Raw genomic sequence first — 24,675 nt, 5'->3', positions numbered from 1 at the left:
GAGCAATGAGGCCAATATGGAAACTATCATTAAGGCAAACAGGGAAATGGGGAAGCCAAAAATGACTGCCCGTTTCCTAATGTTTTTATAGACCTCGAACCGCTTCATTATACAACGATTCCAATTAGGTAAGTGAAGATGCCGACTACTGCGCCAGCTATCAAAACAAATACAAGTACTCTGGTAATACCCTTTTTTAGGTCAGCATTTTCCCCAAAGAAATGCCCTGCATTAAACAGGAAACCGATGAGGAAAATGACCCCTAATATGATTGGAAAAATGGTTCGGATGGTGTTGGAAACATCATCGACCGAATCTTCGATTCCCCCAATTTGTGCAAAAAGTGATGTTGAGAGCAACGACAAAAAAGTTGCCAAATAGATTGATTTTTTCATAACGTAACAGTTTAAATTTTTGTGTTGTTTTCGTTATTGGAAATTTACATATATTTATTTACAAATACCTGATAATCAAATATTTGTGAACAAAATATTATTTGATTTTGTTTGAATTCCTTTGTTATTATTTGATATCAAATTCTATGACTTTTGGAAGTTGAATTGTTAATAACCCTAAAATTGAAAATGAAAAAAGTGCTCAAAAACGTCAGTTTTATGATTTTGCTCTTGAAAATGTGTATCATTTTTGGACAGGAAACAGCCATTCAAAAAAGAATACTAATTGACGTTGGACACGGTGGAAAAGATTCTGGTGCGATAGGTGTAAATGGCATCCTAGAAAAAGATGTTGTACTCAATATTGCAAGTGCGATTTTGAAGCTAAATAACAAGTTGGATAAGCCTTTGGATATTTATTTGACCAGGTACAGCGATACACTTATTTCACTATCAGATAGAACCAAACTTGCCAAAGCTCTAAAAGCTGATTTATTTTTGTCGTTGCATTGCAATCATTCGGATAATCCGAATGCTAGGGGTGTTGAAGTTTACGTGACAAATGCAGAATCCAAATATTCAGATGATTCTACTTGGTTTGCTTTTCAAGTGCAAGCCGCACTTAATAAAGAATTGGGATATGAAAGTAGAGGTGTCAAGTTTGCAAATTTTCAGGTACTTCGAGAAACGGTTGATGTTTGCACTTCTGTACTTATAGAATTAGGGTTTTTGAGTAATAAAGATGAAGGCAACTATATTTCAAATTCTAACAATATCCAATTGATTGCCACAGCCATTTTGTTATCTATACAAAACTAATACTATTATGAAAGACCTATTTTTAGAATTAACAAAGAGTTTAAAAGCGATTGTAATCCAATTTATTTCTGAAGTGATTTTCTTATATAAGTCTTTCAGAAATTAGATTATTTCCGCATAACACCCGCTATCTTATTTAAGACAACCAACTAAAAGTTAGAGCAGAATATAATTTAATATTTAAGTATTTGCTTAAATAAGTAATTACTTTTACCTTTGCTCGTCTAAAGCATTAATATGAAATTAGAAATATCCTGTACAAGAGCTGAGGCTGACCATAAGCAATTACTAAACTGTAGAACTACCATTGATGGTATGGCTAATGGTTTCGACAAAATATCGAAACTACTATCTATTTCAGGTAATGAAGTGCGCTTAAAAGTTCTATTTCTTTTAAATATGGAAAAAGAATTATGCCCTTGTGATTTAGCTGATATTTTAGGTATGAGTGTTCCTGCCGTTTCTCAGCATATACGAAAAATGAAAGATGCAGGTATTATAAGCTCAAGGAGAGAAGGGCAAACCTTATACTATTCATTGAATGAGGATGAGACGGATATTCTGAATAGTATATTTAAGTCAATCAAATTAGAAAGAAAAACAGCATAAATTTTTAATTATGAGTACAGAAAAAACATCAAAAAATGTAGCATATACAGGTTTGTTTGCTGCAATAGCAGCGTCATCTTGTTGCATACCACCAGTTATTGCATTAATTGCTGGAATTGGAGGGAGTGCATCCGCTTTATCTTGGATGGAACCTTTTAGACCCTATTTAATTGGTGTCGCTATCATAGCAATTGGTTATGCGTGGTATGATTATCTAAAACCTAAAAAAGCAGATGATTGCTGTGAAATAGATGCAAAGCCAAAGTGGTTTCAAACTAAAGGGTTTTTAATAGGAATTACATTATTTGCGGCTATCTCAATAAGCTTTCCATACTACTCTCATATTTTTTATCCAGTTAATAAAAAAGAAGTGGTTATAGTGAATCAATCCAATATTCAAACGGTAAATTTTGATGTAAAAGGGATGACTTGTGCTTCTTGCGAACAACACATTACGCACGCTGTTAATGAATTAGAGGGTATTGTAAATGTAAATGCTTCCTATGAAAAAGCTAACGCAAAAGTAGAATTCGATAATTCGAAAACTACTAAAGAGGATATAGAAAAAGCAATTAATTCTACAGGCTATAAAGTAACCTACAAAGAAGAAAACTAATGGAAGTCCAATTAAAATCAGAAATTACCTGCCCAAACTGCGGACATAAAAAAGTAGAGGATATGCCAACAAAAGCTTGTCAGTTTTTCTACGAATGTGAGAATTGTAAAACGGTTCTAAAACCAAATGAAGGGGATTGCTGTGTTTATTGCAGTTATGGGACAGTTTCTTGTCCACCAATTCAAGAAAACAACAGTTGTTGTTAAGTAAATAGGTTTTAAATGACCATCCATTAAACAAGCGCCAATTTGAAAAATAGTATTCTAAAATTTACTTCCGCTTATCCCCAGCTTTTGTATCAAAAGCAATCAAATTAAACAGTTCGCGCATTCTACTACGAACACGGTTTCCATACCGTTCTTCCAGTTCTTCAGCATTTAGGTTTGTAGTAGCGTGGGTTTTGACTTTGTGTTTGGTCTCAAGGTAAAGTTCGTATCGGGAAAGTAATACTTCGCCCATCACATTCAAATCTTTACCATAGAATCGTCCTGCAGGTTCAATGCCTAAATCATCAAAGCAGTAGAATTTGGTGCTGCCATAATCCTCAATGGTTTTAAAGCCTAGATGGTTAAAGCTAAAAGCAACATTCCTGCACGGAATCATTTCATAAGGTCGTTGCATTGGCACGATATATCGCAATAGTTTCATCAAAGTGGTCTTTCCACATCCCACAGGCCCGGATAGAAGAATACCCTTGTTAGTGTCGATATCATCTTTCAGGCAATTTTCTTTGTCCTTGATGAAATAGTGACATAGTTTGCGGATGATAACCGTGTCCTCATCATAGATTCTAAATTGTTTGCCAAAGAGCAACTTTCCCTTTGCATCCAAATAAATCAGGATTTTATCAAAATCGTATAACACGCTTTTACCATCAAACTTTCCAAGCGAATATTCCACGCCACCTTCGGTAATTTTAGAGGGGTTGTCCATAATCTTTGTTTTTAGTGGTACGCAAGTTGTCCTTAATATGGGACGGTTGCTTTGTGTTTGGTTTGTTTTCCTCATTGAATAATTCAGTTCTGTCCATCCAGTTTTTAGCCAAAGCTTGCCAATCTCGTATCGGTTTTCCGTCGCTTGTTTTCCAATCGTTCGATTCGTAGTGGTCGAAGAATTTTTTTCCTTCATCAGCATCAAAACCTTTTTCTTCAAAAAAAATAAAAACGGCCTGCCTGCCCTTTGGTTGTTTTATATTGTTTACTTGTTTGGTATTGTTTATAGTAGATACCAATGCTTGTCCACTCACGGGACGGTGCGAGTCCATTACTTGTCCATTTGTGGTATGGTGTTGGTACACTACTGGTTCATTTCTGGGATGGTAGTGTCCCGCAAGTTGTTCTAATATGGGACTGTACCGTCCCACATCAGGCTCATCACTTGTCCCAATTATGGCCATCTTGATTTTACTGCCTTTGTAAGGATTGTTGGAAGGGAAGTATGATAGATAATTCCAAGAGTCCAAATCCGTAACGCATCTGTGATAGGTTGATTTAGAACCAATTTTGGCAGCCCTCATTAAATCTCTGCGGTTCACATAAAATTCGTCCGCAAATCGGCTACTATTCCATTCTTGAAATAATGCCATATACAGGGTTATGTGCGTGGGATTGAGGCGGTCATCAAAATAGAACGTTGAAAAAGCCGCATTGAGTAGCTTTATATAGTTCATCGCTTAAGAATTTATGCTGTGTTGAACGCGGTTGGCGTTCATCACATTTTGGATTTCCTCTGCATCATAGTAAATGATTCCGCCAACTTTTGTGTAGGGCAACGTACCATTGATACGCAGATTTTGAAGTGTTCCTGGACTTACTTGTAGTAAATCCATAACCTCGGAAGATTTAAGATATTTCTTCAGTTTTCCAGTAGCTTGCTTGGAAAGAAGGTTTTTGATGTCATCGAGCAATTCCATTTTGAATTCCCGAAGGTCGTCTGTAGTAATTATTGATGTCGGCATAATAGAACGGTTTTAATAGTAAGAGACTATCGCATCGCTGTCAAGTAATTTGATAGCCTCTGACCTGATTTGACTTTCGTTCTACAAAATTGAGATAGTTTGATGGATTTTATTCACAAGATGCGGCTACTTGGGTATTTTTTCTCTCTCATTTTCAATGTAATACAATAGAGGGTTTTGGTACTTTCCCAAAAAATACCACATCTAAAAACCACCAAAAAAAATGATTTTTCCCTCAAAACGAGAAACACCCAAGTTGAAGCATCTTGGGTGTTTTATTTTATGTTATCAGTATCATCCATCCTTTTGGTCAACTGCTTTTTCAGTATATCCAAAAATTTGGTTCTACCATTTTTACGCATTCGTATTTCCAGAAAAGCTCTGTAATAATCGCCCAAGTCCACTTTAAACGTTTTTTCAACAAAATAGGCAATATCTTTAATGTCAACAGTACCATTATTTATGACATCTGTGCTGTGCAAAGCGTATATCAGTTCAATTAAATATATTTTGTGGGCTGTCCAGGTAATTTTGGTTTTACTTTGTAACAATCTTAAACTTGCATAATTTCCATTATTTTCCAATTTATCAATTTCCCGTTTTAAGTGTACAATCAAAAGGTCGTAGGCTAAAATTGTGGCTACGGTACTATCGTGGCTTGTTGCAAATTGTTCATCTACAAAAAAGTGAAATGAATCCGGGAATAACCGAATATCTGCCTTGCCTCTCAAAAAATATTGTTCATCAAATACAGTTGCTTCCCTACGGTAATAATGGTAAAAATCGAGATTGTCGTTAAAATAAGTTTGAAGTTTTTCAATATAATTGTTCAAATATTTTACTTGAGATTTATTACTTCCCCTCGGTCTTTTACCTTCAATATTAAATAGTTTTACATAATAGATGAGTTTGCTATAAATTTTCGGTTTAGTACATTTAAAGAAATGTATTTCCTCTGATTTGGTTTTAAATTCATAGTCAACTATGATACTTCTAACTTTCTTAAGGGTTTGCTTTGCAAGTTTAATCCCTTTTTCAGCTCTCACTAAAATATCTTCTTCTTCTATTTCAAGAACATTTAATTCAGAGTCTAATTTTTTTAATATGTCGTCGTAATTTGTTGTCATTTATTTTCGGTATCATTATTACCGTTTCATATTTTGCAAAAACGTTGCATTCAAAATTATAAGTAACGTTAAATTGGGAAAGTTAAAACCAGTCAATTTATCCTTCACAACTCTTGCATATTTTATAGCTATGCTAAATATTTTCTTTAATTTTTATTAATCACTTAAACAGATATAAAATACTTTAGGAACTGCAAGAACAGTACAAAGCAGATTAACAGGATAACAACGATTAGAATACCAATCCAAATTATTTTATCTTTTTTGGTAATGCTATTTTTTACAGCTGGTACTTTATTGTCTTTTTTTTTTCGTCTATCTCGTCTATTTTCTAACATAGAATATCATTTTTGCTATGAACCAACCAACCAATCACTTCCACTTTATATGCTGTAATCCCACAAACCACTTGGAACATTAAATTCTCGCACTTAATCAATGCTTATGAATATTCCCTTTTAGTACAAAATAGTATAATAGTAATGCAGCTATTACCACAAAGATTATTGCAAGAATCCCATTGAACTTATCTTTTTTTGTGATTTTGTTATTCGATGATTTTTTAACTTTCTTATTTCTTTTATTTCTCTGTTTTTGATACATCGTTTTTGATTATTTCCATTTCATCTTCTGCAATCGCACAGCGTTTAAAATAGCCAACAAAGCCACTCCCACATCCGCAAATACAGCTTCCCACATTGTCGCCAGACCGCCAGCACCCAAAACAAGTACCACAGCTTTTACTCCAAAAGCAAGCGCAATATTTTGATATACAATACTTCTGGTTGAACGACCTATTTTAATAGCTTTTGCAATTTTGCTCGGTTGGTCTGTTTGTATTATAACATCTGCGGTCTCAATGGCGACATCGCTACCTAAACCACCCATTGCAATACCTACATCACTTGCTGCCAATACTGGTGCATCGTTTATACCGTCTCCAATAAAGGCTACTCTTCCGTCATTTTCGGACATCAGCTTTTCGACTTCGTTCAATTTATCTTCTGGCAACAATCCGCCTTTTGCGGTATCAATGCCCATTTCTTTTGCGACTTGTTGCGTAATGGAATCCTTATCGCCCGAAAGCATTATGATTTTTGAAATACCAGATTCCCGAATTTGTTTAATGGCTTCGTGTGCATCATCCTTTAACTCATCTGCAATGATTACATAGCCTGCAAATTTGCCTTCAATGGAAACCATCACGATAGATTCTACAATGCTGTCGGTTTCAGATAGAACTTCGATATTGTTTGAAATCATCAATGCTTTATTCCCAACCAATACGGTTTTGCCGTTTACTGTTCCTTTTAAGCCTTTTCCTGCTATTTCAGTTACTTTGGTAGCTTGAAAATCTTCGCCATCGGCTTTATATTCCATAATTGCCTTGGCAATGGGATGAGTGGATTGTTCTTCCATCGCCATTAGGTATTTCATAAATTCAGGTTCTTTCCAACCAATGGCTTTTATTTCTTTGATTTTAAAAACACCTTTGGTCACGGTTCCTGTTTTGTCCATAACAACGGTATTAACCTTTGTCATTTCATCCAAATAAGATGCGCCTTTGAACAAAATCCCGTTTTTTGAAGCTGCTCCCAATCCACCAAAATAGCCCAACGGAATAGAGATAACCAAAGCACACGGACAGGAAATAACCAAGAAAATCAATGCTCTGTACAACCAATCGCTAAAGACATAATCGTCCACAAAAAAGTAGGGTATAAACGTTAATCCAATCGCGAGAAAGACAACGATTGGTGTATAGATTCTTGCGAACTTTCTAATGAACAATTCGGTTTTTGATTTCCGTGCTGTGGCGTTTTGCACCATATCAAGAATTCTTGCAATGGAACTATCCTTAAATTCTTTGGTAGTCTCGATTTCAATAACGCCATCCAAATTGATGCTTCCTGCAAAAACTTTTTCTCCTTTTGCAATGGTATCAGGTTTGCTTTCGCCTGTTAAGGCTGCTGTATTGAATGAGCCTTTTTCGGACAATAAAACACCATCCAAAGGGATTTTTTCGCCTACACGAACTTGTACTTTTTCGCCAATTTGAACAATTTCGGGATTTACAGACACATAATTGTTGTTCCTATAGACCAAGGCTTCATTAGGTCGTACATCCAATAATGCCTTGATGCTTCCCTTGGCTTTTTTAACGGCGGCACTTTGGAACAATTCGCCTACAGCATAAAACAACATTACTGCCACACCTTCGGGATATTCGCCAATGGCGAATGCACCTATGGTTGCGATGGACATCAATAAAAACTCGGTAAAAAAATCGCCATTTTTGATGCTTTTCCAACCTTCCTTTATTACAGGAAAACCTACTGGAAGGTATGCGACTGCATACCAGACGATACGTATCCAATCTTTAAAAAATGCTACGTCAAAATAATCCACCGCAATACCAATAATCAGCATTACAAAGCTGAAAATTGCTGGCAAATAGGTTTTGAATTTCTCTATGTTTTCTGAACTGCTATGGTTGCGGCCATCATTGCGCTTGTGAGTATCTGATGAAGTTTTGTTCAAATCTCTTAAATTCAATTTCTTTTTTTTCATTAATTCGATTATAATTTCATTTAAATCTATGGTTATTCCAATCTCAACACCATTTGGGCAAACTGCACCTCTATGGTATCATCGATACCCTCTATTAAGGAATCCAAACCAGTATTTGAAACCAATAATTGTCCGGTTGCACTTATCAGGCAGGACATACTTACTCCTTCTTCTATATGGGTAAGGGTTGCTTTAAATTGTGATTTAAAAGATTTTCCTTGATAAGTAACATCTATCAACCAATTAAAGTTGATAGGGTCGTGCCGTTTTGATAAAAAATCCTGTGATGGAATAGTGCCCGTGAACCGAAGCATCAAAGGGGCTTCCTGCTGTTGTAAAATGGTATTGATTTCAGGAATATCTGTTGATAAAGTCTTAAGGTCGAGTACACCATTAACCACTTTGGAATCATAATCAAGATATAAGGCCAATTTATGGCTTTCTGCCTTGACGGCTTTATCATCAACCAAAGTCATCATCATAATATGACCTTCTTCAGTTGTATAAATTTTTTGGGCGTTTACTTTATAATAACTAACCAACAAGATTATTAAAATACAATGTTTAACATTCATAATATCCATCTTTAATTTTATAACAAAAAAAAAGCAGCTTCTACTTTTGCTTTTAATGCTATTAATCATTTTGCTTTAAGAAGCATCATAAAAGCTGCCTGCTATTAATTAAGTTTTCACTTAATTTATTTTAAATAAAAAATTTCACTCTTTCACATAACCAGTTACCGCTACTTATTATCTATATCCTTTTCTCTGTTACCGAATACATCAGCGCAACACTGGCACCTAATAATCCAAACAGAATATTCTCAAAAATTTGATTCCCATTGATATTCAAAATTTCAATGAAATTATTTATTAAATATTGCCACCAATTGATTTCGTAATTCTGGCTGCTAAACGTGAAAATTGTTATCCCCAAAGGTTGAAGGATAAAAACACCTATGGCAAACCCAATTAAAATGGTAATAAGAATGCTTTTTTTATTCATCGTCTGTCTTTTACGGAAGTAAGCTTACTGGCTCTCAATCCAATTTTTGGCATCTTCCTTTTGGTCTATATTGAAATACTTAATTTCGGCGTTCGTAAAAGGCTTCATAAATTGGGTTATCCAATTCTGCCATTTTTTATCTCCAACCATAGCAATCTTTTCATAGTCCGTGGCGTGGGCTGTGTCCATTTTCAGGTCTTCCCATAAACCAGGTAAATCCCAACCTGTAAAGTTTTCCATCTCAAAATACCAACGGACTTTCATTCCCTTGTCCAGTATGGCGTGGATAAGTGGGTGGATTTTTTCTATATCTTCTTTTCTCAATTTGCCCGAAGCTTTTGTTGCAACAATATTTTTTTCTTTTAATTCGATTATCTGTAACATTTTATATAGTTTTTAATTAATAATTATCCTTCTAAATCGTAAAACCATTCTTCCGCCCTTATGATGCCTTCTGATAAAGCTTCTTTTGCTGAAATATCTTTTTTTTCAATTAGTTCTTTTGCTATGGACAGGGCTTTTTCTCGTACAATAGGATTTAAGGTATCTAGGTCAGTTTTAAAATCTTCAAACGTCCAGTCCATAGCTTCATTTTAATGGTTAAAAAGTTCCTTTTCTTTTTCAGGGTCTATTTCATCTTTTGACTTTTTGTCCAAAAAATAATCAAGCACAATACCCACGATAACAGCACCTACGAACGCTGCATAAACCTGCCAATTAAATTGGATTATCAATGATAGACTTATAAGTATCGCCAAAATGGGTAAAATCGGCACTCGTCCTATAGCCAAAGGAACTTTAAATGGTCGTTCTTGCTCTGGTGCTTTAAACCGAAGCACGATAAGTGCGACATTTACGGAAACAAAAACAAGTAAAGCGCCTAAAGAAGACATACCCGCTACAATCTTAATATCGCCCAACAATAAAAATCCCGCAACTGCTGCCATAACTACAATGGTAGTAACCCACGGTACTTTCTGTGCATTGGTTTTGGTCATAAACTTTGGAAGTTCTCCCACACTGGCCATTCCAAAAAGCAACCTACTTATGGATATGATACCACTAAAAGCAGCATTAGCCGTAGCAAAAAGTGCAGCGATAGCCAATACCAAAGGCAACCAACTGTTGAGATTGGATGCCGCAAGAGAAAGTGGCGAATCCACGTTTGCCAAAGCGGAAGGGTCTGCAATATTCAAAACCGTAAAAGCAATAAATAAATAAATTATTGTAGTTATTACCATAGTCATTAAAAATGCGCGGGGAATTGTTTTCCCTGGGTTCTTAACTTCCGAACCCAAAGCTGCCATATGTTCAAAACCAGTATAGATAAAGAACAGTGTAGCTGTGGCCGCCAAAGTTCCAGAAATCGATTCAACTTTAAAAAATTCTGCTTTGGGTGGACCAGTTTCCAAAAGTCCAAATACTATCAATAATAACAATCCCAAAAGTTGAATGCTGACCATAATAATATTTGCTGTCGACGATTTTGTGATGCCTGTAATACTAATTAATGACAACACCAATAAAATGCCATAACTTATTAGAAGAGAGGGCATATTAAAAAACGTATTGAAATACCCCGAAAAGGCAAGTAACACGGCTGCAATGGTGGCCGAACTATGAAACGCAATCGTCCAACCCGTGAGAAAAGACGGAATATCAATTTTTGGAAATGCCTTGCGTACAAAAATAAATTCCGCACCAGCATTGGGATAGGTAGAGGACAACTCTGCATAGGACATTGCAGAGACACTAGCCGCAATTGCTGCAAAAATAAAACTCAACCAAAGGTCTGTGCCCGCTTGTCCAGCAGCTGCACCGATTACGGTATAGATTCCTGCGCCAACAATTGTCCCAACGCCATAAAAAGTGAGTCGAAGTGTTCCCAATGATTTTTTTAATTCTGCCATATTTTTTAGTTAAAGAGGGTGGAAGAAACCTGAACTGGACTATTGGGCGCAAGGGTTCAAGGTTCAAGTACTCCCACCTGTCATTTTTTCCTGCATTTTTCACATATTCCTTTCAATACAAGGTTCACATCGTTCACTTCATAATCTTCTGGCAGGCTTTCTTCCGATATTTTATTTGGTAAACAGATTGTTTTTCTGCATTCGGTACAATGAAAGTGCATATGTAAATCTGTACCGTATTTATCTCTGGCATTTTCATCAGAAATCGCATATTTTGACACCCCGACACCATCATTAATCTGATGAATCAACCCTTTATCCTCAAAAATCTTGAGATTGCGATAAAAGGTCGTTCTGTTTGCTGTTTTATTGGTTTCGCTCTTTTGAACAAAGGCCTTTTTCAAATCGGAAAAGGACACGGCACTTTGTTTCCTTTTTAGGAACTTGTATATCTTCGACCTCATTTTAGTAGGTCGAATCCCGTGATATGATAGTATCTTTTCCGTTTTGGTCATTTTAACCTTTTCAAAAGCAACCCTTTTTTATTAAATTTATTTTTTATAAGCCAAAAGCCTTAACGCATTAAAAACCACAAGTAACGTTGAGCCTTCGTGGATGACCACTGCAATACCGATATTGGCCCAACCCATAATGGTCGATGGTATGAGCAATGCCACAATACCGAGGCTTACCCAAAGGTTTTGCTTAATAATGGTTTTTGCCTTCCTGCTCAAACCTATGGCAAAGGGCAGGGTTTCCAGTTTATCGGCCATTAGGGCAATGTCAGCTGTTTCCAATGCTACATCACTGCCCGCAGCACCCATTGCGATTCCTACGGTGCTGTTTGCCATTGCAGGGGCATCGTTCACACCGTCGCCTACCATTGCGACTTTGGATTCCTGTTCTTTTAATTTTTTAATGGCATCAACCTTTTCCTCTGGCAACAGGCTTCCCCAGGCATCGGTCAACCCAATTTCTTTAGCAACGGCATCGGCAACCTTTTGATTATCCCCGGTTAGCATTATCATCCGTTTGATGCCGATTTCCTTTAATTTTTTCAGTGTTTCCTTGGCCGCTTCCCGTGGGGTATCCATCAGGGCGATGATACCGATATATTCTTTGTTCCTTCTTATGAGCATTGTGGTATTTCCACCACCTTCAAGTTCTTTTACTTTATTCGATATTTCTTCGGATGGTTTTGCTTCATCGAGGTCTTCGTACAAGTCAAGGTTTCCAATATAGATTTTATCCTTGCCCAAAGAAGCTTTGATACCTTTTCCAAGAACAGCTTCCAAATCGGTCGCATCGGGTATTGAAGTGCCTTCCAGACGTTCTTTTCCATCCCTTACAACGGCTTTTGCCAAAGGGTGGTCGCTCAAATTTTCAACAGCTACGGCTATTTTTATAAGTTCATTTTCTTCTATATCCCCAAGTGGAACAACTTGGGTAAGTTTAGGCTTTCCTTCGGTAAGCGTGCCTGTTTTGTCAAAAGCAAGGGCGGTCAATTCGCCCAAGTCTTCCAGAGGTCGCCCACCTTTAATAAGTACACCGCCCCGTGCTGCCCGTGCCACACCGCTCAATACGGCGCTTGGTGTTGAAATGGCCAATGCACAGGGACTTGCTGCGACCAATACCGCCATCGCCCTATAAAAGCTGGCACTAAATGGCTCGTCGATGACCAAAAAGGCAAAGAGTAGGATACCCACCAATATCAGTACGGATGGTACAAAGTATTTTTCAAACTTGTCGGTCAACAGTTGGGTTGGGGATTTCTGGGTCTGTGCCTCGTTGACCAATTTGACCAGTCGGGACAGCGTAGAGTCTTTGGCTTCTTTGATTACCTTTATTTCCAGCGTGTTATTACCGTTGATAGTTCCGGCGAACACGCGGTTTTCATCATTTATATCATCATCTGCGGAATAGTCCCTGCTCGTATCTTCCACGGGAATTTTGTCCACGGGTACACTTTCCCCGGTAATAGGTGCCTGGTTGACGCTGCTTTTTCCATTGACCACGACGCCATCTGCGGATATTTTACTATTGGGCTTGACCACTATAATATCGCCAATACTCAATTCCTCAATTCCAACTTCTTCGGTCTTGCCATCTTTTTTGAGCAATGCCGTTTTTGGTGCTAAATCTGCCAGTGCCGCAATGGACTTTCGGGCCTTTTCCATTGCATAATGTTCAAGGGCGTGACCCAAACTAAACAGGAACAGCAACAAGGCACCTTCTGCCCATTCTCCCAAAATGGCTGCCCCAATGGCTGCAACAAGCATTAAGAAGTCAATTTCAAAACCGCCTTTGGCGACGGTCTGTACTGCTTCCTTGGCCGTAAAGAAACCACCGAAAAAGTAAGCACCAATATATAAAGTAAGACTGACCCAATCTGGGATGGATTCTACATAGGAAAGCCCGAAACCTATTCCGAGAAGTGCCCCACAGATAATGGAAAAAATGAGCTCCGTATTTTTACCGAAAATACCACCGTGGGCGTGCTCTTCTCCTTCATCGTGGGTCTCGCCCTCTGTGGAAGTTTGTTCTTTAGTATCTTCCTTCTTTGAACGCTCCTGTTTTTTGGATGCTTTGGTGTAATCATTTTCGTTTGAAGCACTCCGCTGAATCTGAAGGTTTTCTTTTTCAATTTGTTTACTTATTTCATCAAAATTTGTTTGCTTTTTATCAAATTCAAGTCGTACCATTCCAGAGCCTGAAACGGAAACTTCCAAAACTCCATTGATTGTCAAAAGGCTTTTCTCTATGGAACGAGCCTGCCTTGTGTGTCTGATTCCTTTAACTTCAATGAGCAAATGCCCGTATTTTTCGGTAATCTCGGCACCAGTACTTTCGGCGAGGGATTGAATGCGGTCAATGGAAATGATATCTGGGTCATAATGAAAACAGAGCTGCGGCACATCATCTCCGTTTGCATCGGCAATGTGCACTTTTTCGATGCCCTCTTTAGCTTGTAGTTTTTGAATAAGCCTTTCAACACAAGAATCTTTTTCGTTAGGAACTTGCGGAAGGATGACCGGTATTTTTAGTTGTAGTTTTTCCATTTTTTATTTTTATTTTATCCACTCTTTGGCATCGTCTTTTTCTTCGGTCTTATAAAATTTTATATGAGCTTCTGAAAAAGGAAGCAATACCTCGGTAAATTGCTCCTGCCATTTAACGCTACCCACCAAAGCAACACGCTTTAAATGCTTTTCATTCGGAAGGTTTAATTCAATTCCCTTCCAATGTGCCTCTGCCGTCCAACCTTCAAAATTTTCCATCTCGATGTACCAGAAAACTTCGGGATGAACAGTTATATGCTCGGTTAAGACTGGTATCAAGTTTTCATAATCCTTGGCATCCAGCTTTTTCTCTGCCACCATATATACAGTAGCCTCTTTTTTATAGATTGTTATCATTGCTAATTATTTATAAATGATAATTAAATTTAAAAACCAAACGTTTAATCCAAATTGCCACTGCATTTTTCGCAAATGCCCTTTACCACCAAGTTGATATCCTCGGTAATATAGCCATCAGGTAAGTTGATATGAGGGATTTTATGCTCTGTTAAACAGACAGTTTCATTACAATTGTTGCAATGAAAGTGCAAATGAAGGTCGTTGCCGACCTCGCACTCACAATTTTCTTCGCAAAGGGCGTATTTTATGACTCCTGTTCCATCCTCGATTTGATGCACAATACCTTTTTCTTCAAACGCTTTCATAGTCCTAAATAGGGTGCTTCTTTCACTGACCTTAAAATCCTTTTCCAAATCGCCAAGACTGATGGCTACCTTTAATTCCACCAAACGTTTATAAGTCATAAGGCGCATAGCCGTAGGTCGTATCCCTTTGCTTTCTAAAAATTGAACTATTTTTTCCATTTGTTTAAAAAGAGATTTACAGGTCGTGCCGTTTTAAGGAATCTCCTGTTTTAATCTGAAAGGCATCTTCAATATTTGCTATATAAATAATACCATCTCCAGGCCCGTCGGTTTTGGCGTTGGCTATAATTGTTTCAATGGCCGCTTGGGCTTCCTCATTTTGACAGACCAATTCCAATTTTACCACAGGACTATCTGTTACGTGAAAATCTAGCGACGGTCTTGCACCTTTTGCCTTGAATGCGCCCGTGCCTTCTGCTTGTGAAAGGGTCATACTTTCAAATCCATTGTCAGAAAGTGCTTCAATGACTCTTTGGATTCGGTTTGGTTTTATAAATGCTTTTATTTCTTTCATCTGTTGATATTTATTTGTTTTTTAATGGTCATATGTAATTCCCCAATCAACATTGTGGTTGGTATCCACATTGTTATAGCTCATTTCATATTTTTAAATTTTTAATCGATTTTGAACCGAGCCTGTTTTTTAATTTTTAACTAATTAATTAAGACGATAAACAAACTCGGAATCAAAATCTTTGATTGTTATTGAATTAATGTCCGTGTTCCAGTTCGCCCTTGACCATTTCCGAAGACAGGTTATAAGCTCCGTTTATCACGACTTTGGCATCCTTTGAAACTTCGGCAGGAAGATTGACTTCAACAAAGCCTAAATCAGTAATACCGACCGTTACGGGTATCATTTTGAATTTCATTTTGCCCGCTTCCATTTCTTCATCTTCATCCAAAATGAAAATGAAGGATTGCTCGCCTTCTTTTATAATGGCAGCTTCCGGTACGGCAAAACCCTTTTTCTCGCCCTGCACTATGCGCCCTTCCACATACATACCCGGCAATAGGTTTTTATCCTTGTTTTCAATATCTGCCAGAACTTCCAAAGCTTTTGGGTCTGTATTGAAGGTTTTACCAACAGACCGAACGGTTGCTTTAAGCAGTTCATCTGGACGAGAGGCCGTGGAAAAATATATCTGTTGCCCTTGCTTGATTTGCTTTATGTCCTTCTCATATACTTTGAAGTTGACATAAATTTTTGAGTTGTCGCTTATCGAGAACATTTTGGATTGTTGTGCCACGTAATCGCCAAGGCTAATCATTACTTCATCCACATACCCACTTATAGGCGAGGTAATGGGAACAGCGGAATATATCTGTCCTTCCGCCACTTTGTCCGGGTTAATGCTCAACAGTCTCAATTGGGACCGCAAACCATTGACGCTGGATGTTGTAGAACGAAATTTTGACTGTGCCATTTGAAATTCCTTGCCAGAAGAAACACCTTTATCATAAAGAGTCTGCTTGCGCTCAAAATCCTGTTTCAAAAAGACCAATTCATCATTTTTTTCCTGATAATCTTGTTGCATTGCAATGATATCAGGGTGTTCTATATATGCCAACACCTGTCCTTTGCTTACGTTATCTCCGGGTATTACTTTTATGGAACTCACATTTCCACCAACAAACGGACTGATGTTCGCCTTGTCCTGTGGGAAAAGCTCCAACGTACCTGTTACTTTAATGTTGTTCCCTAAATTCCGTTCCTCCAAAGGTTTCATTTCCAAACCGATGGTTTCGGCCTGTTGTTTTGTAAGTTCGACAACGCCTTCTTCCTCGCTGTGTCCACCTTCTTCCTCTCCTTCATCGTGACCTTCTTCGCCGTGCGCATCCTCTTTGGCTTCATTGGTTTTTGATACGCCTTCAGCTTCGTTATGCCCAAGTTCAGATTTTTGGGCATCGTTACAACTTATAAACATAAGTGCAAATAATACGGTACTTACTAATAGTATATTCTTCATTTCTCTTTTTTTAAGGTTATAAATTGCCCAATTGATATTGCATATCAATGGTTTGTTGGTTATACTGATTGATGTATTGTAAATGGTTTTGTTTAATGCGGATGGCACTATTGAGAATCGTGATGTAATTGACGTAATCTATTTCGCCTTCTTTAGATGCCAATTGTGCGGTGGTAATTTGTTCTTCTGCCAAGAGTAGTGCACCTTCTTCGTAATATTGCAAAATCTTCTTTGTTTTTTCAAGGGATTTGGTCAATTGCGACACACGACTTTCCGTGACGGCCTTTTGTTCCAAATATTGATTCTCTGCTACCATTGCGTCTGCCTTGGCTGCCTTGACCCTCGACTTCTGCGGAAAAAACCACAACGGAATACTAATACCTGCCTGATAGGTGTTGAAGCCTGACACTTCATCCACAACCTGTCTGCCATACGATAAGCTGAATTTCGGTAGGAATTGTGATTTCTCAACGCCCACGTTTGCTTTACTTACTTCGGCATTTTGCAAGGCATATTGCAACATTGGGTTATTCGCTACCGAAGTGGAATCTAATGTCGCCATAAAATCCAATGTTTTGTATGGTTCACTAATCGTTTCAATGGATTCATCCGTTCCCAAATATTGTTTTAAGGCACGTTTGGCTATTTCAATATCATCAAAAGCTTGTTGCCTTAATACTTGAATCTGTTGAAATTCGGAAGAGGCCGAAATAAATTCCAACTTACCTGTTTCTCCAGTATCATACCGAAGTTGGGCAGCGGTCTTAAAATTGGCATAAATACTGTCCAATTGGTCTGCAAAGCGCAACTGTGCCTTGTAATAATTTATTTGGTCATACGCCTGCATCACATTACGCACCAATTGTTGTTCACTTGCCACATAAAACTTTTCTCCCAAGGCAATACGCTCTTTGTAAAACTTCGATTTTGAAAATCCGGAAAGCAAATCAATATTGCCCTGTTGTACACCAACGGTGGTCTGTACTCCAGGAAGATTATTGCCATATTCTTCTTTGCCCGTGAAAACTTGGGTGCTACCAAGGTCAAAACTGGTGCCTTTCATAGCCTTTTCCCGTTCAATAAAAGCTTGGCTCTCTTTAAGGGATGGATAATTCTGTTTTGCCAGAGCAATGGCCTCATCAATGGTCAATGTTTTTGGAATTGTACCATCTTGATTGATGTCTTGGGCAAACGCAGTTCCAGAAGCCATCAAACCGCCAACCATCAATAATACAGTTACAATATTCGTTGATTTGTTGACATAACTTACATCTCCATCGTTATTGTTTCGTTCCTTTCTCGATTCGAGCCAATAATACAATACAGGAAGGACTACAAGCGTTAAAAATGTTGCGGTTATCAAACCGCCAATAACCACTGTTGCCAAGGGACGTTGTACTTCCGCACCACCAGAGGTAGAAATCGCCATCGGGATAAAGCCCATAATGGCCGCCGTTGCCGTCAGCAGAATTGGTCGTAAACGTTCGTGCGTTGCTTCGTATATTCGTTTTTTTAAGTCTGTCATTCCACTTTCTTTTAGTTCATTGAATTTGTTTATCAGTACCAACCCGTTTAAAACCGCAACTCCAAAGAGCACAATAAAACCTACTCCGGCAGAAATACTAAAAGGCATTCCCCTTATCCAAAGGGCAAACACGCCACCAATAGCCGCCAAGGGCACTGCCATATAAATCATTAGGGATTGTGAGAACGAACTCAATGCAAAATAGAGCAATATGAATATTAGGAAAAGTGCAATAGGCACTACAATCATCAATCGGTCTGAAGCACGTTGAAGGTTTTCAAACGAACCTCCGTAGGTTACAAAATAACCTGGCGGTAGTTTCACGTCCGTTTCCAATTTTTGCTGTATTTCCTCGACCATCGATTTCACATCGCGCCCACGAACATTTACACCAACCGAAATACGACGAGAGGTATTGTCCCTTGAAATCTGCATTGGCCCGGGTTTGTAGCTGATATCTGCCACTTCCTTTAAAGGCACTTGCGCTCCGTTTGGCAAATCGATATAAAGATTTTTAAGGCTGTTGATGTCCTGTCTAAATTCCTTTGCCAAACGAATGACCACATCGAATCGTTTTTCGCCCTCAAAAATCACACTTGCCTGTTCGCCTGCAAATGATGCACTTACATAATCGTTCAACTTGTCAACGGTTACACCATATTGGGCCATTTTTGCACGGTTATATTCCACCGTCATTTGAGGTAAACCGCTTGTAGCTTCCACATTGAGGTCAGCCGCTCCGGGAACGGTTCTGATGACCGCTGCGATTTCCTGTACCTTGTCGGCTAACACTTCTAAATCCTCGCCGTACAATTTAATTGCCACGTCCTCACGAACACCGGTAAGCAATTCATTAAAACGAAGTTCTACGGGTTGGGTAAATACGAAATTTACGCCGGGAACGACTGAAATTTTTTCCTGTATTTTTTCTATGAGTTCTTCTTTGCTATCTGCGGAAGTCCATTTACTCTTATCTTTTTCAAGAATAATGTAACTATCGGCAATGTCCATAGGCATTGGGTCTGTTGGTATTTCGGCCACACCAATCCTTGAAACTACCGTTTTTACTTCTGGAAATTCATTAATTAGATTTTGAAGTTTTTTTGAAGCTTCAATGGACTCTGTTAGACTGCTCCCCGGTTTTATCAACGCTTGAAACGCAATATCGCCCTCATCAAATTTAGGTATGAATTCGCCACCCATATTGCTGAAAATAAATCCTGCAATCAGTAATAGAGCAACTGCGCCAATCACGACACCAGCTCGAAAGCGAAGTGCAAAATTGAGCAATGGTACATACCCTCTGTTTAAACCGGACATTATTTTATCACTGAACCTATCAATCTTGTTTTCAAATTTGGCAAACCAACTATTCTGATTTTTAGCAGGTTTTAGGAACATTGCAGAAATCATTGGAACATAAGTAAGACAAAGGATAATCGCTCCTAAAACTGCAAATCCGAAGGTAAATGCCATTGGACGGAACATTTTTCCTTCAACACCTGTTAAGAACAAAATGGGGGTAAATACAATAAGGATAATCAATTGTCCGAAAAATGCCGAATTCATCATCGTACTTGCCGATTCATAGGCTATTTCATCCATTTCAGACTGGTCTATGGCGGTTGTGGTTTTTTTCATCCGTTGATGAATGTGGAATACCATTCCTTCCACAATGATTACAGCACCATCCACGATGATTCCAAAATCGATTGCACCCAAGGACATTAAGTTTGCCCATACTCCAAATTGTTTCATCAAAATAAATGCGAACAATAATGACAAAGGAATTACCGAAGCGGTAATCAAGCCGCCACGGAAACTTCCCAAAAGCAAGACAAGCACAAAAATCACAATCAATGAACCTTCAATAAGGTTTTTTTCAACGGTGCTTGTGGTTCTTCCAATGAGTTCACTTCGGCTTAAAAATGTATCTATGTAAACGCCTTCGGGTAGGGATTTTTGTATTTCTACAATGCGCTTCTCCACATTTTCGACTACGTTGCCTGGGCTTTCGCCTTTCAGCATTAAAATTTGTCCACCAACAGTTTCGTGTCCATCTTGGGTAAACGCACCATAACGCACTTGATTACCATAGCCTACTTTTTCGGCGACATCCCGTATTAAAACAGGGCTTCCGTTTTGTGTGGTTACAACTGTATTTTCCAAATCTTCAATGCTACGTGCCAAACCTTCTCCACGAATGAAATTTGCTTGGTGGTTTTTTTCAATGTAAGCACCACCAGTATTGGCATTGTTGACTTTCAAGGCTTCAAAGACCTGATTCATTGTAATACCGAAACTTTTCAGCTTATTAGGATTTATTGCAACTTCATACTGTTTTACATAACCTCCAAAAGCATTGACCTCGACCACTCCGGGGACTAATGCCATTTGACGTTTTACAATCCAATCTTGGATGGTACGAAGCTCCATTGCATCGTATTTATCTTCGTAGCCCTCTTTTAATTTTAAGGTGTATTGGTAGATTTCGCCCAGACCTGTAGTTATTGGTGCCATAAATGGCGTGCCGAAGCCTTCGGGGATTTCTCCAGCAACTTCGGTTAATTTCTCTTGTACCAATTGCCGGGGAAGATAAGTGCCTGCCTCGTCCTTAAATACAATGGTAACCACGGACAGCCCAAAACGGGATACTGAACGCAGCTCGATAACGTCAGGAAGATTTGCCATTGCCAATTCTACCGGATAGGTAACAAATTGCTCAATATCTTCAGTACCTAAATTTGGGGCCACTGTAATAACCTGTACTTGGTTGTTGGTAATATCGGGTACAGAACCCAGATTTATAGTGGCCATAGACCAAATGCCCGTACCTACAAGTGCCACTATAAAGAGCCCAATAATAAACTTGTTATTAATGGAAAATGAAATGATTTTGTTAATCATAGAAAAAGTATTAATTCAGTTTAAACATCGCAATGCAAAGAGGTGCAATACGTTTATGATGCGATACTTACTTTGAAAAGCATCACGGTAGGATATAGCTATCCTAAAAAAAAACTGAATTATACTTTAGGGGGTTGGAAAAGCGATTCCAGATATCTGGAAGTGAAGTTTACTTTATGTAAGTTAAACTGTTTTTTCTCTTCAAACTTTAGTCGATTGGTTAAAACCGAATTGTTGTTCGCAATAATTAATACTAAAGGGTGACAACATTGATGATGGGAATGGACTGGTGTATTCTCCTTATCTGGGTTATTATGATGCCCTTCATTTTTTGCATCATTGTCAATGTAATCTTCAACTACATATTCAAGGAAAGAGTCTCCATAAACTTTATGGTCTTGATAATGGGTAATAATGCTTGAAATTTCTTTAATTGGTCCACAAAAGTCCATATCAATGCTAATTCCCTGAAAAAAGAATAAAATTGACATTGATATGGAAAAGAATATTTTCATAAAGTTTGACAAAGATACAAATTAATCGATGCACAGGCTGTGCAAAGATTAATCAGCAGTATGAAATCAGAAATTAATCACACTATTTAATGTATCATCTGCCTCTTTGTGGATGAAGTTTGTTTGATAGCGTATGGTTGTTGTGAAAGAAAAATGTCAATATAATTTTTACAGCATTTGAATAGGAATTTGTAATAGGCTCTTTAACACCGCAATGAAATATTACAGAATTGGATGTGTGAAATAGGTTTTCAAATAACATTCTTGGGTAATCGTCATTGTCCATAAGCCAATTCACGGTCTCATCTTCACTCTCAAAAGTTCGTGTTACACTATCATCTGGCTCAAGATTATTTACGAAGAAGGAAACTGTAGATTTACCATAGATACGTTGTTTATCTGAAAACACGTATTGCGTAACCTCATAAATTAAAATGGCAATACTTGACTTGTAAATTCTTTGAATATTTCGCTCGCTAATGCCTTATCAAATGCCTTGGCTGTTACTAAATCGCCAAGTTTCGATTTTAATAATTGACCAAATGACTTTTTGCTCAAATGCGGAATGTCATCGCGAAGCTCATCGAACTCGTCGAAAATAATTTGCTGTCCAAAACCTAAACCTTCAATTTTCGAGAGAACCTGTTTTATAAGTTCTTTCAGTTCCTCATCGGAATTACTAATTTTGGAATAGTCCGTTGTCTGGGCTTTTCTTGATTGCTCAATGGCATATTTACCTTCCAATTTCAGTTTGGCATTTACATTCCTGCCATTCATACATTCAATAAATCCTCGGTTTTCAAGCATTCTTCCATAGTCCCAATCTTCGCCACGACCGTTTAATTTAATTCCATTGCCTTCAAGAATCCAGTTAATAGAATGGTATTTACCATCTTTATAAAGGTCATATAGTTTTGAAAGTATTAGTTCGAGTATGCCTTCGGTGTCAAGATTTTGACGTTCATTCAAATCAATTTCATCTGGCCTTACAATTGCATCTGAAATGAATAACATTTTCAAGTAGTAGTCAAGCCCGTTGATTTCATCTTTTAGGGCTTGAATTTCATTTTTAATTTTTTGGTCAGTCCCTAATTTAAAGCCAGTATTATATCCTCTTTGAGCTTTAAACTCATTTGCAAAATTTCTGTTTTCTGGTTCAAAAGATGCTCGAACATAGCTAACAACAGTATTTTCCCAAGATTGTTTTTCTTCCTTAAAATTATTAAATTCATCTTCTGTTTTTGAAGACCTATATTTATCGACAATTGCATTTCCAGTAGATACAAACCCATCGATTTCTTCTTTAAAATCTTCCCATTTTACCTTTATAATCATACACACTATTTTAGTCTGTAAAGGTAGTGGAATGAAAATGCAAACTGTTAAAATCTCAATTGAAGATTTCAACAGTTAGTAAATGCTTATAAAATTTCATCAACCAATTTTTGATTTGAGAAGCGCCATATCATCACTCACTTTCCTCTCAACGACCCTTGCATAGATTTGTGTTGTGGATAGTTTGGTATGCCCTAATAATTTAGATACTGTCTCTATTGGAACACCATTGCTTAAAGTTACTGTGGTAGCAAAAGTATGGCGCGCCATATGAAAAGTCAGGTTTTTTTTGATACCACATAGGTCAGCGATTTCCTTTAAATAACTGTTCAATTTCTGATTAGATAACTTGGGCAAAAGATTGGATGTGTCATTGGTTCTATAATGGTCTTTGTATTTATCTATTAAGATTGCAGCTTTGGGTAATAGTGGAATTTTGAATGGTGCACCTGTTTTTACTCTTTCGGCCATTATCCAAGGACTACCATCTATACCCATTACAATATTATCTTCATTTAATTGTACAATGTCAACATAAGAAATACCGGTGTAACAACTAAAAACAAATAAATCTTTCACAACCATAAGACGCTCTATGGAAGAAGACAAATCTTCAATACTTAATAATTCAAAATCTGTAAGGAAACCACGTTCTTTCTTTTCAATTTTCATTTTAAAATTGACAAACGGGTCTCTTTCAATCCATTTCATCCGATAGGCAAGAGTAACCATTCTGCGTAAACGCTTAATATGCTTCATTGCGGTATTATTGCCAATTTTAGATTGTCCGCTTTTAGGTACATACGACCGAAGAAAATCTTCAAAGCCCACGATAAAACCATATTCAAGATTGAAAAGTGGGATGTCTGTCAGTTTGTATTCCTTTAGAATATATTCCATCATATAACGTTGACTGGTCTTATATTGACCCATCGTATTCCTATGCAACTTATGTTGCATCTTTTCATTGTAGTAATCAACAAGGTTTTGAAAGGAAAAACGTGTTTTATCTTCGCCTAAAAATTTGGCTTTGACCATTTGGGAAGTGAAAGGCACTTCATCCCTCTTGAAATCTTCGTAAATCCTATATACTTTTGATTGTACTTCGTTCAAGTAAAGATTGAGAATACGGGAATCCTTATCGGTCCCACTTGCTCTTTGTAGTTTTTCATCCCAAGTAGAAATATTGATTTTCTTCTTGAGACTAATGTTGACACGTTTACCGTTTAAGGTAACCCGAATGTAGATATTTGCTTTGTTGTTTACAGCACGTTTTCCGTACACCCAAAACAATATTGAAAATGTTGATGAAGTTCGCATAATTGTCGTCTTTAATGATTAAACATTTAGTGAGACGAAAGTCAAATCAACTATACTAACACCAGTAAGTTACGTCAATCTGTCAACATAATCGCAGATAAAAAAATATGTTGACGATTTGTGACCTTTTAGATGCAAATGATATGAAATTATATGATTGCCCTAAAAACATAAAACCTTGCAAATCATAAGATTTACAAGGTTTTGAGGAAATTTGATTTCCCATTTAGCGGTCTGGACGAGACTCGAACTCGCGACCCCCTGCGTGACAGGCAGGTATTCTAACCAACTGAACTACCAGACCGTTGCTATCTTAGCGGTGGCAAATATACCACGCATTTTCATTCTGACAAACATTTTTTGAAAA

General features: G+C 37.6%; 26 protein-coding genes and 1 tRNA gene. 4 read left to right on the top strand and 23 right to left on the bottom strand.

Annotated elements, in window-relative coordinates:
- Positions 1-107: 107 nt before the first annotated feature.
- The gene (locus DZ858_RS05090) at positions 108-395 is read right to left on the bottom strand and encodes a hypothetical protein (RefSeq protein ID WP_031428457.1); all 288 of its coding nucleotides are present in this window, start codon (positions 393-395) and stop codon (positions 108-110) included.
- 189 nt (positions 396-584) lie between these two features.
- Between DZ858_RS05090 and DZ858_RS05085 the strand changes: the two genes are divergently transcribed.
- The 4 genes from DZ858_RS05085 to DZ858_RS15280 all read left to right on the top strand — a co-directional run bounded on the left by DZ858_RS05085 (position 585) and on the right by DZ858_RS15280 (position 2,645).
- Complete coding sequence (locus DZ858_RS05085; protein ID WP_076547094.1) at positions 585-1,214, top strand: N-acetylmuramoyl-L-alanine amidase family protein; 630 nt, start codon at positions 585-587, stop codon at positions 1,212-1,214.
- 237 nt (positions 1,215-1,451) lie between these two features.
- Positions 1,452-1,823, top strand: a complete 372-nt coding sequence (locus DZ858_RS05080) for an ArsR/SmtB family transcription factor (RefSeq protein WP_076547095.1) — start codon at positions 1,452-1,454, stop codon at positions 1,821-1,823.
- A 10-nt stretch (positions 1,824-1,833) separates the two neighbouring features.
- Positions 1,834-2,439 carry a mercuric transport protein MerTP gene (gene merTP, locus DZ858_RS05075; protein ID WP_076547096.1) on the top strand — a complete coding sequence of 202 codons (606 nt, stop codon included), beginning with the start codon at positions 1,834-1,836 and terminating at the stop codon, positions 2,437-2,439.
- On the top strand, positions 2,439-2,645 hold the full coding sequence (locus tag DZ858_RS15280) for a GDCCVxC domain-containing (seleno)protein (RefSeq protein ID WP_076547097.1): 207 nt from the start codon (positions 2,439-2,441) through the stop codon (positions 2,643-2,645). The genes merTP and DZ858_RS15280 overlap by 1 nt, the downstream gene beginning before the upstream one ends.
- Positions 2,646-2,709: 64 nt before the next feature.
- Here the strand turns inward: DZ858_RS15280 and DZ858_RS05065 are convergent, their stop codons facing one another.
- The 22 genes from DZ858_RS05065 to DZ858_RS04960 all read right to left on the bottom strand — a co-directional run bounded on the left by DZ858_RS05065 (position 2,710) and on the right by DZ858_RS04960 (position 24,612).
- Positions 2,710-3,372 (bottom strand): DEAD/DEAH box helicase family protein, encoded by a 663-nt coding sequence (locus DZ858_RS05065; RefSeq protein WP_076547098.1) that lies wholly within the window; start codon positions 3,370-3,372, stop codon positions 2,710-2,712.
- Entirely contained in the window at positions 3,356-4,108 is a 753-nt protein-coding gene (locus DZ858_RS05060; protein ID WP_076547099.1) for a hypothetical protein, read from the bottom strand. Before DZ858_RS05060 ends, DZ858_RS05065 begins: the two co-directional genes overlap by 17 nt.
- 3 nt (positions 4,109-4,111) lie before the next feature.
- Entirely contained in the window at positions 4,112-4,396 is a 285-nt protein-coding gene (locus DZ858_RS05055) for a helix-turn-helix domain-containing protein (RefSeq protein WP_076547100.1), read from the bottom strand.
- 275 nt (positions 4,397-4,671) lie between these two features.
- Positions 4,672-5,523, bottom strand: a complete 852-nt coding sequence (locus DZ858_RS05050; protein ID WP_117158433.1) for an RteC domain-containing protein — start codon at positions 5,521-5,523, stop codon at positions 4,672-4,674.
- Positions 5,524-6,135: 612 nt separating this feature from the next.
- On the bottom strand, positions 6,136-8,094 hold the full coding sequence (locus tag DZ858_RS05045) for a heavy metal translocating P-type ATPase (RefSeq protein ID WP_117158431.1): 1,959 nt from the start codon (positions 8,092-8,094) through the stop codon (positions 6,136-6,138).
- A gap of 32 nt (positions 8,095-8,126) precedes the next feature.
- Positions 8,127-8,669 carry a hypothetical protein gene (locus tag DZ858_RS05040; RefSeq protein ID WP_117159526.1) on the bottom strand — a complete coding sequence of 181 codons (543 nt, stop codon included), beginning with the start codon at positions 8,667-8,669 and terminating at the stop codon, positions 8,127-8,129.
- A 181-nt stretch (positions 8,670-8,850) separates the two neighbouring features.
- A complete protein-coding gene (locus tag DZ858_RS05035) occupies positions 8,851-9,102 on the bottom strand; it encodes a hypothetical protein (protein WP_117158429.1) in 252 nt (83 codons plus the stop codon).
- A gap of 24 nt (positions 9,103-9,126) precedes the next feature.
- On the bottom strand, positions 9,127-9,486 hold the full coding sequence (locus tag DZ858_RS05030) for a SpoIIAA family protein (protein WP_026775382.1): 360 nt from the start codon (positions 9,484-9,486) through the stop codon (positions 9,127-9,129).
- A gap of 23 nt (positions 9,487-9,509) precedes the next feature.
- Entirely contained in the window at positions 9,510-9,686 is a 177-nt protein-coding gene (locus DZ858_RS15205) for a hypothetical protein (RefSeq protein ID WP_168926319.1), read from the bottom strand.
- 9 nt (positions 9,687-9,695) lie between these two features.
- A complete protein-coding gene (locus DZ858_RS05025) occupies positions 9,696-11,012 on the bottom strand; it encodes an APC family permease (RefSeq protein WP_117158427.1) in 1,317 nt (438 codons plus the stop codon).
- Between the two features lie 80 nt (positions 11,013-11,092).
- Positions 11,093-11,527: a Fur family transcriptional regulator gene (locus DZ858_RS05020; protein WP_117158425.1), complete on the bottom strand. Its 435-nt coding sequence runs from the start codon at positions 11,525-11,527 to the stop codon at positions 11,093-11,095.
- A 36-nt stretch (positions 11,528-11,563) separates the two neighbouring features.
- Complete coding sequence (locus DZ858_RS05015) at positions 11,564-14,071, bottom strand: heavy metal translocating P-type ATPase (RefSeq protein WP_117158424.1); 2,508 nt, start codon at positions 14,069-14,071, stop codon at positions 11,564-11,566.
- Positions 14,072-14,080: 9 nt separating this feature from the next.
- Positions 14,081-14,428 (bottom strand): SpoIIAA family protein, encoded by a 348-nt coding sequence (locus DZ858_RS05010; protein WP_110355856.1) that lies wholly within the window; start codon positions 14,426-14,428, stop codon positions 14,081-14,083.
- Between the two features lie 44 nt (positions 14,429-14,472).
- Entirely contained in the window at positions 14,473-14,895 is a 423-nt protein-coding gene (locus DZ858_RS05005) for a Fur family transcriptional regulator (protein WP_110355855.1), read from the bottom strand.
- 16 nt (positions 14,896-14,911) lie between these two features.
- A complete protein-coding gene (locus DZ858_RS05000; RefSeq protein ID WP_026775392.1) occupies positions 14,912-15,250 on the bottom strand; it encodes a P-II family nitrogen regulator in 339 nt (112 codons plus the stop codon).
- Positions 15,251-15,446: 196 nt separating this feature from the next.
- The gene (locus DZ858_RS04995; RefSeq protein WP_117159525.1) at positions 15,447-16,706 is read right to left on the bottom strand and encodes an efflux RND transporter periplasmic adaptor subunit; all 1,260 of its coding nucleotides are present in this window, start codon (positions 16,704-16,706) and stop codon (positions 15,447-15,449) included.
- A 16-nt stretch (positions 16,707-16,722) separates the two neighbouring features.
- A complete protein-coding gene (locus DZ858_RS04990) occupies positions 16,723-21,138 on the bottom strand; it encodes a CusA/CzcA family heavy metal efflux RND transporter (protein WP_117158423.1) in 4,416 nt (1,471 codons plus the stop codon).
- 119 nt (positions 21,139-21,257) lie between these two features.
- On the bottom strand, positions 21,258-21,653 hold the full coding sequence (locus DZ858_RS04985; RefSeq protein ID WP_228547182.1) for a hypothetical protein: 396 nt from the start codon (positions 21,651-21,653) through the stop codon (positions 21,258-21,260).
- A gap of 94 nt (positions 21,654-21,747) precedes the next feature.
- The gene (locus tag DZ858_RS15375) at positions 21,748-22,062 is read right to left on the bottom strand and encodes a hypothetical protein (RefSeq protein ID WP_179004449.1); all 315 of its coding nucleotides are present in this window, start codon (positions 22,060-22,062) and stop codon (positions 21,748-21,750) included.
- A 20-nt stretch (positions 22,063-22,082) separates the two neighbouring features.
- Positions 22,083-22,988: a hypothetical protein gene (locus tag DZ858_RS04970; RefSeq protein ID WP_076547110.1), complete on the bottom strand. Its 906-nt coding sequence runs from the start codon at positions 22,986-22,988 to the stop codon at positions 22,083-22,085.
- 99 nt (positions 22,989-23,087) lie between these two features.
- Positions 23,088-24,308, bottom strand: coding sequence for a site-specific integrase (locus DZ858_RS04965; protein ID WP_076547111.1), 1,221 nt, complete (start codon positions 24,306-24,308; stop codon positions 23,088-23,090).
- 230 nt (positions 24,309-24,538) lie between these two features.
- Positions 24,539-24,612: transfer RNA gene (locus DZ858_RS04960), tRNA-Asp, on the bottom strand.
- Between the last annotated feature and the right edge of the window lie 63 nt (positions 24,613-24,675).

Source organism: Marixanthomonas ophiurae (assembly GCF_003413745.1).
Classification (GTDB): domain Bacteria; phylum Bacteroidota; class Bacteroidia; order Flavobacteriales; family Flavobacteriaceae; genus Marixanthomonas; species Marixanthomonas ophiurae.
Note: the sequence above shows the minus strand (reverse complement) of the source record. Positions and strands in the feature narration are given on the sequence as shown.

Coding starts and splice junctions, on each gene's coding strand:
- DZ858_RS05090 (WP_031428457.1), bottom strand. CDS start 395: ATGAAAAAATCAATCTATTTGGCAACTTTTTTGTCGTTGCTCTCAACA.
- DZ858_RS05085 (WP_076547094.1), top strand. CDS start 585: ATGAAAAAAGTGCTCAAAAACGTCAGTTTTATGATTTTGCTCTTGAAA.
- DZ858_RS05080 (WP_076547095.1), top strand. CDS start 1,452: ATGAAATTAGAAATATCCTGTACAAGAGCTGAGGCTGACCATAAGCAA.
- merTP (WP_076547096.1), top strand. CDS start 1,834: ATGAGTACAGAAAAAACATCAAAAAATGTAGCATATACAGGTTTGTTT.
- DZ858_RS15280 (WP_076547097.1), top strand. CDS start 2,439: ATGGAAGTCCAATTAAAATCAGAAATTACCTGCCCAAACTGCGGACAT.
- DZ858_RS05065 (WP_076547098.1), bottom strand. CDS start 3,372: ATGGACAACCCCTCTAAAATTACCGAAGGTGGCGTGGAATATTCGCTT.
- DZ858_RS05060 (WP_076547099.1), bottom strand. CDS start 4,108: ATGAACTATATAAAGCTACTCAATGCGGCTTTTTCAACGTTCTATTTT.
- DZ858_RS05055 (WP_076547100.1), bottom strand. CDS start 4,396: ATGCCGACATCAATAATTACTACAGACGACCTTCGGGAATTCAAAATG.
- DZ858_RS05050 (WP_117158433.1), bottom strand. CDS start 5,523: ATGACAACAAATTACGACGACATATTAAAAAAATTAGACTCTGAATTA.
- DZ858_RS05045 (WP_117158431.1), bottom strand. CDS start 8,094: ATGAAAAAAAAGAAATTGAATTTAAGAGATTTGAACAAAACTTCATCA.
- DZ858_RS05040 (WP_117159526.1), bottom strand. CDS start 8,669: ATGAATGTTAAACATTGTATTTTAATAATCTTGTTGGTTAGTTATTAT.
- DZ858_RS05035 (WP_117158429.1), bottom strand. CDS start 9,102: ATGAATAAAAAAAGCATTCTTATTACCATTTTAATTGGGTTTGCCATA.
- DZ858_RS05030 (WP_026775382.1), bottom strand. CDS start 9,486: ATGTTACAGATAATCGAATTAAAAGAAAAAAATATTGTTGCAACAAAA.
- DZ858_RS15205 (WP_168926319.1), bottom strand. CDS start 9,686: ATGGACTGGACGTTTGAAGATTTTAAAACTGACCTAGATACCTTAAAT.
- DZ858_RS05025 (WP_117158427.1), bottom strand. CDS start 11,012: ATGGCAGAATTAAAAAAATCATTGGGAACACTTCGACTCACTTTTTAT.
- DZ858_RS05020 (WP_117158425.1), bottom strand. CDS start 11,527: ATGACCAAAACGGAAAAGATACTATCATATCACGGGATTCGACCTACT.
- DZ858_RS05015 (WP_117158424.1), bottom strand. CDS start 14,071: ATGGAAAAACTACAACTAAAAATACCGGTCATCCTTCCGCAAGTTCCT.
- DZ858_RS05010 (WP_110355856.1), bottom strand. CDS start 14,428: ATGATAACAATCTATAAAAAAGAGGCTACTGTATATATGGTGGCAGAG.
- DZ858_RS05005 (WP_110355855.1), bottom strand. CDS start 14,895: ATGGAAAAAATAGTTCAATTTTTAGAAAGCAAAGGGATACGACCTACG.
- DZ858_RS05000 (WP_026775392.1), bottom strand. CDS start 15,250: ATGAAAGAAATAAAAGCATTTATAAAACCAAACCGAATCCAAAGAGTC.
- DZ858_RS04995 (WP_117159525.1), bottom strand. CDS start 16,706: ATGAAGAATATACTATTAGTAAGTACCGTATTATTTGCACTTATGTTT.
- DZ858_RS04990 (WP_117158423.1), bottom strand. CDS start 21,138: ATGATTAACAAAATCATTTCATTTTCCATTAATAACAAGTTTATTATT.
- DZ858_RS04985 (WP_228547182.1), bottom strand. CDS start 21,653: ATGAAAATATTCTTTTCCATATCAATGTCAATTTTATTCTTTTTTCAG.
- DZ858_RS04970 (WP_076547110.1), bottom strand. CDS start 22,988: ATGATTATAAAGGTAAAATGGGAAGATTTTAAAGAAGAAATCGATGGG.
- DZ858_RS04965 (WP_076547111.1), bottom strand. CDS start 24,308: ATGCGAACTTCATCAACATTTTCAATATTGTTTTGGGTGTACGGAAAA.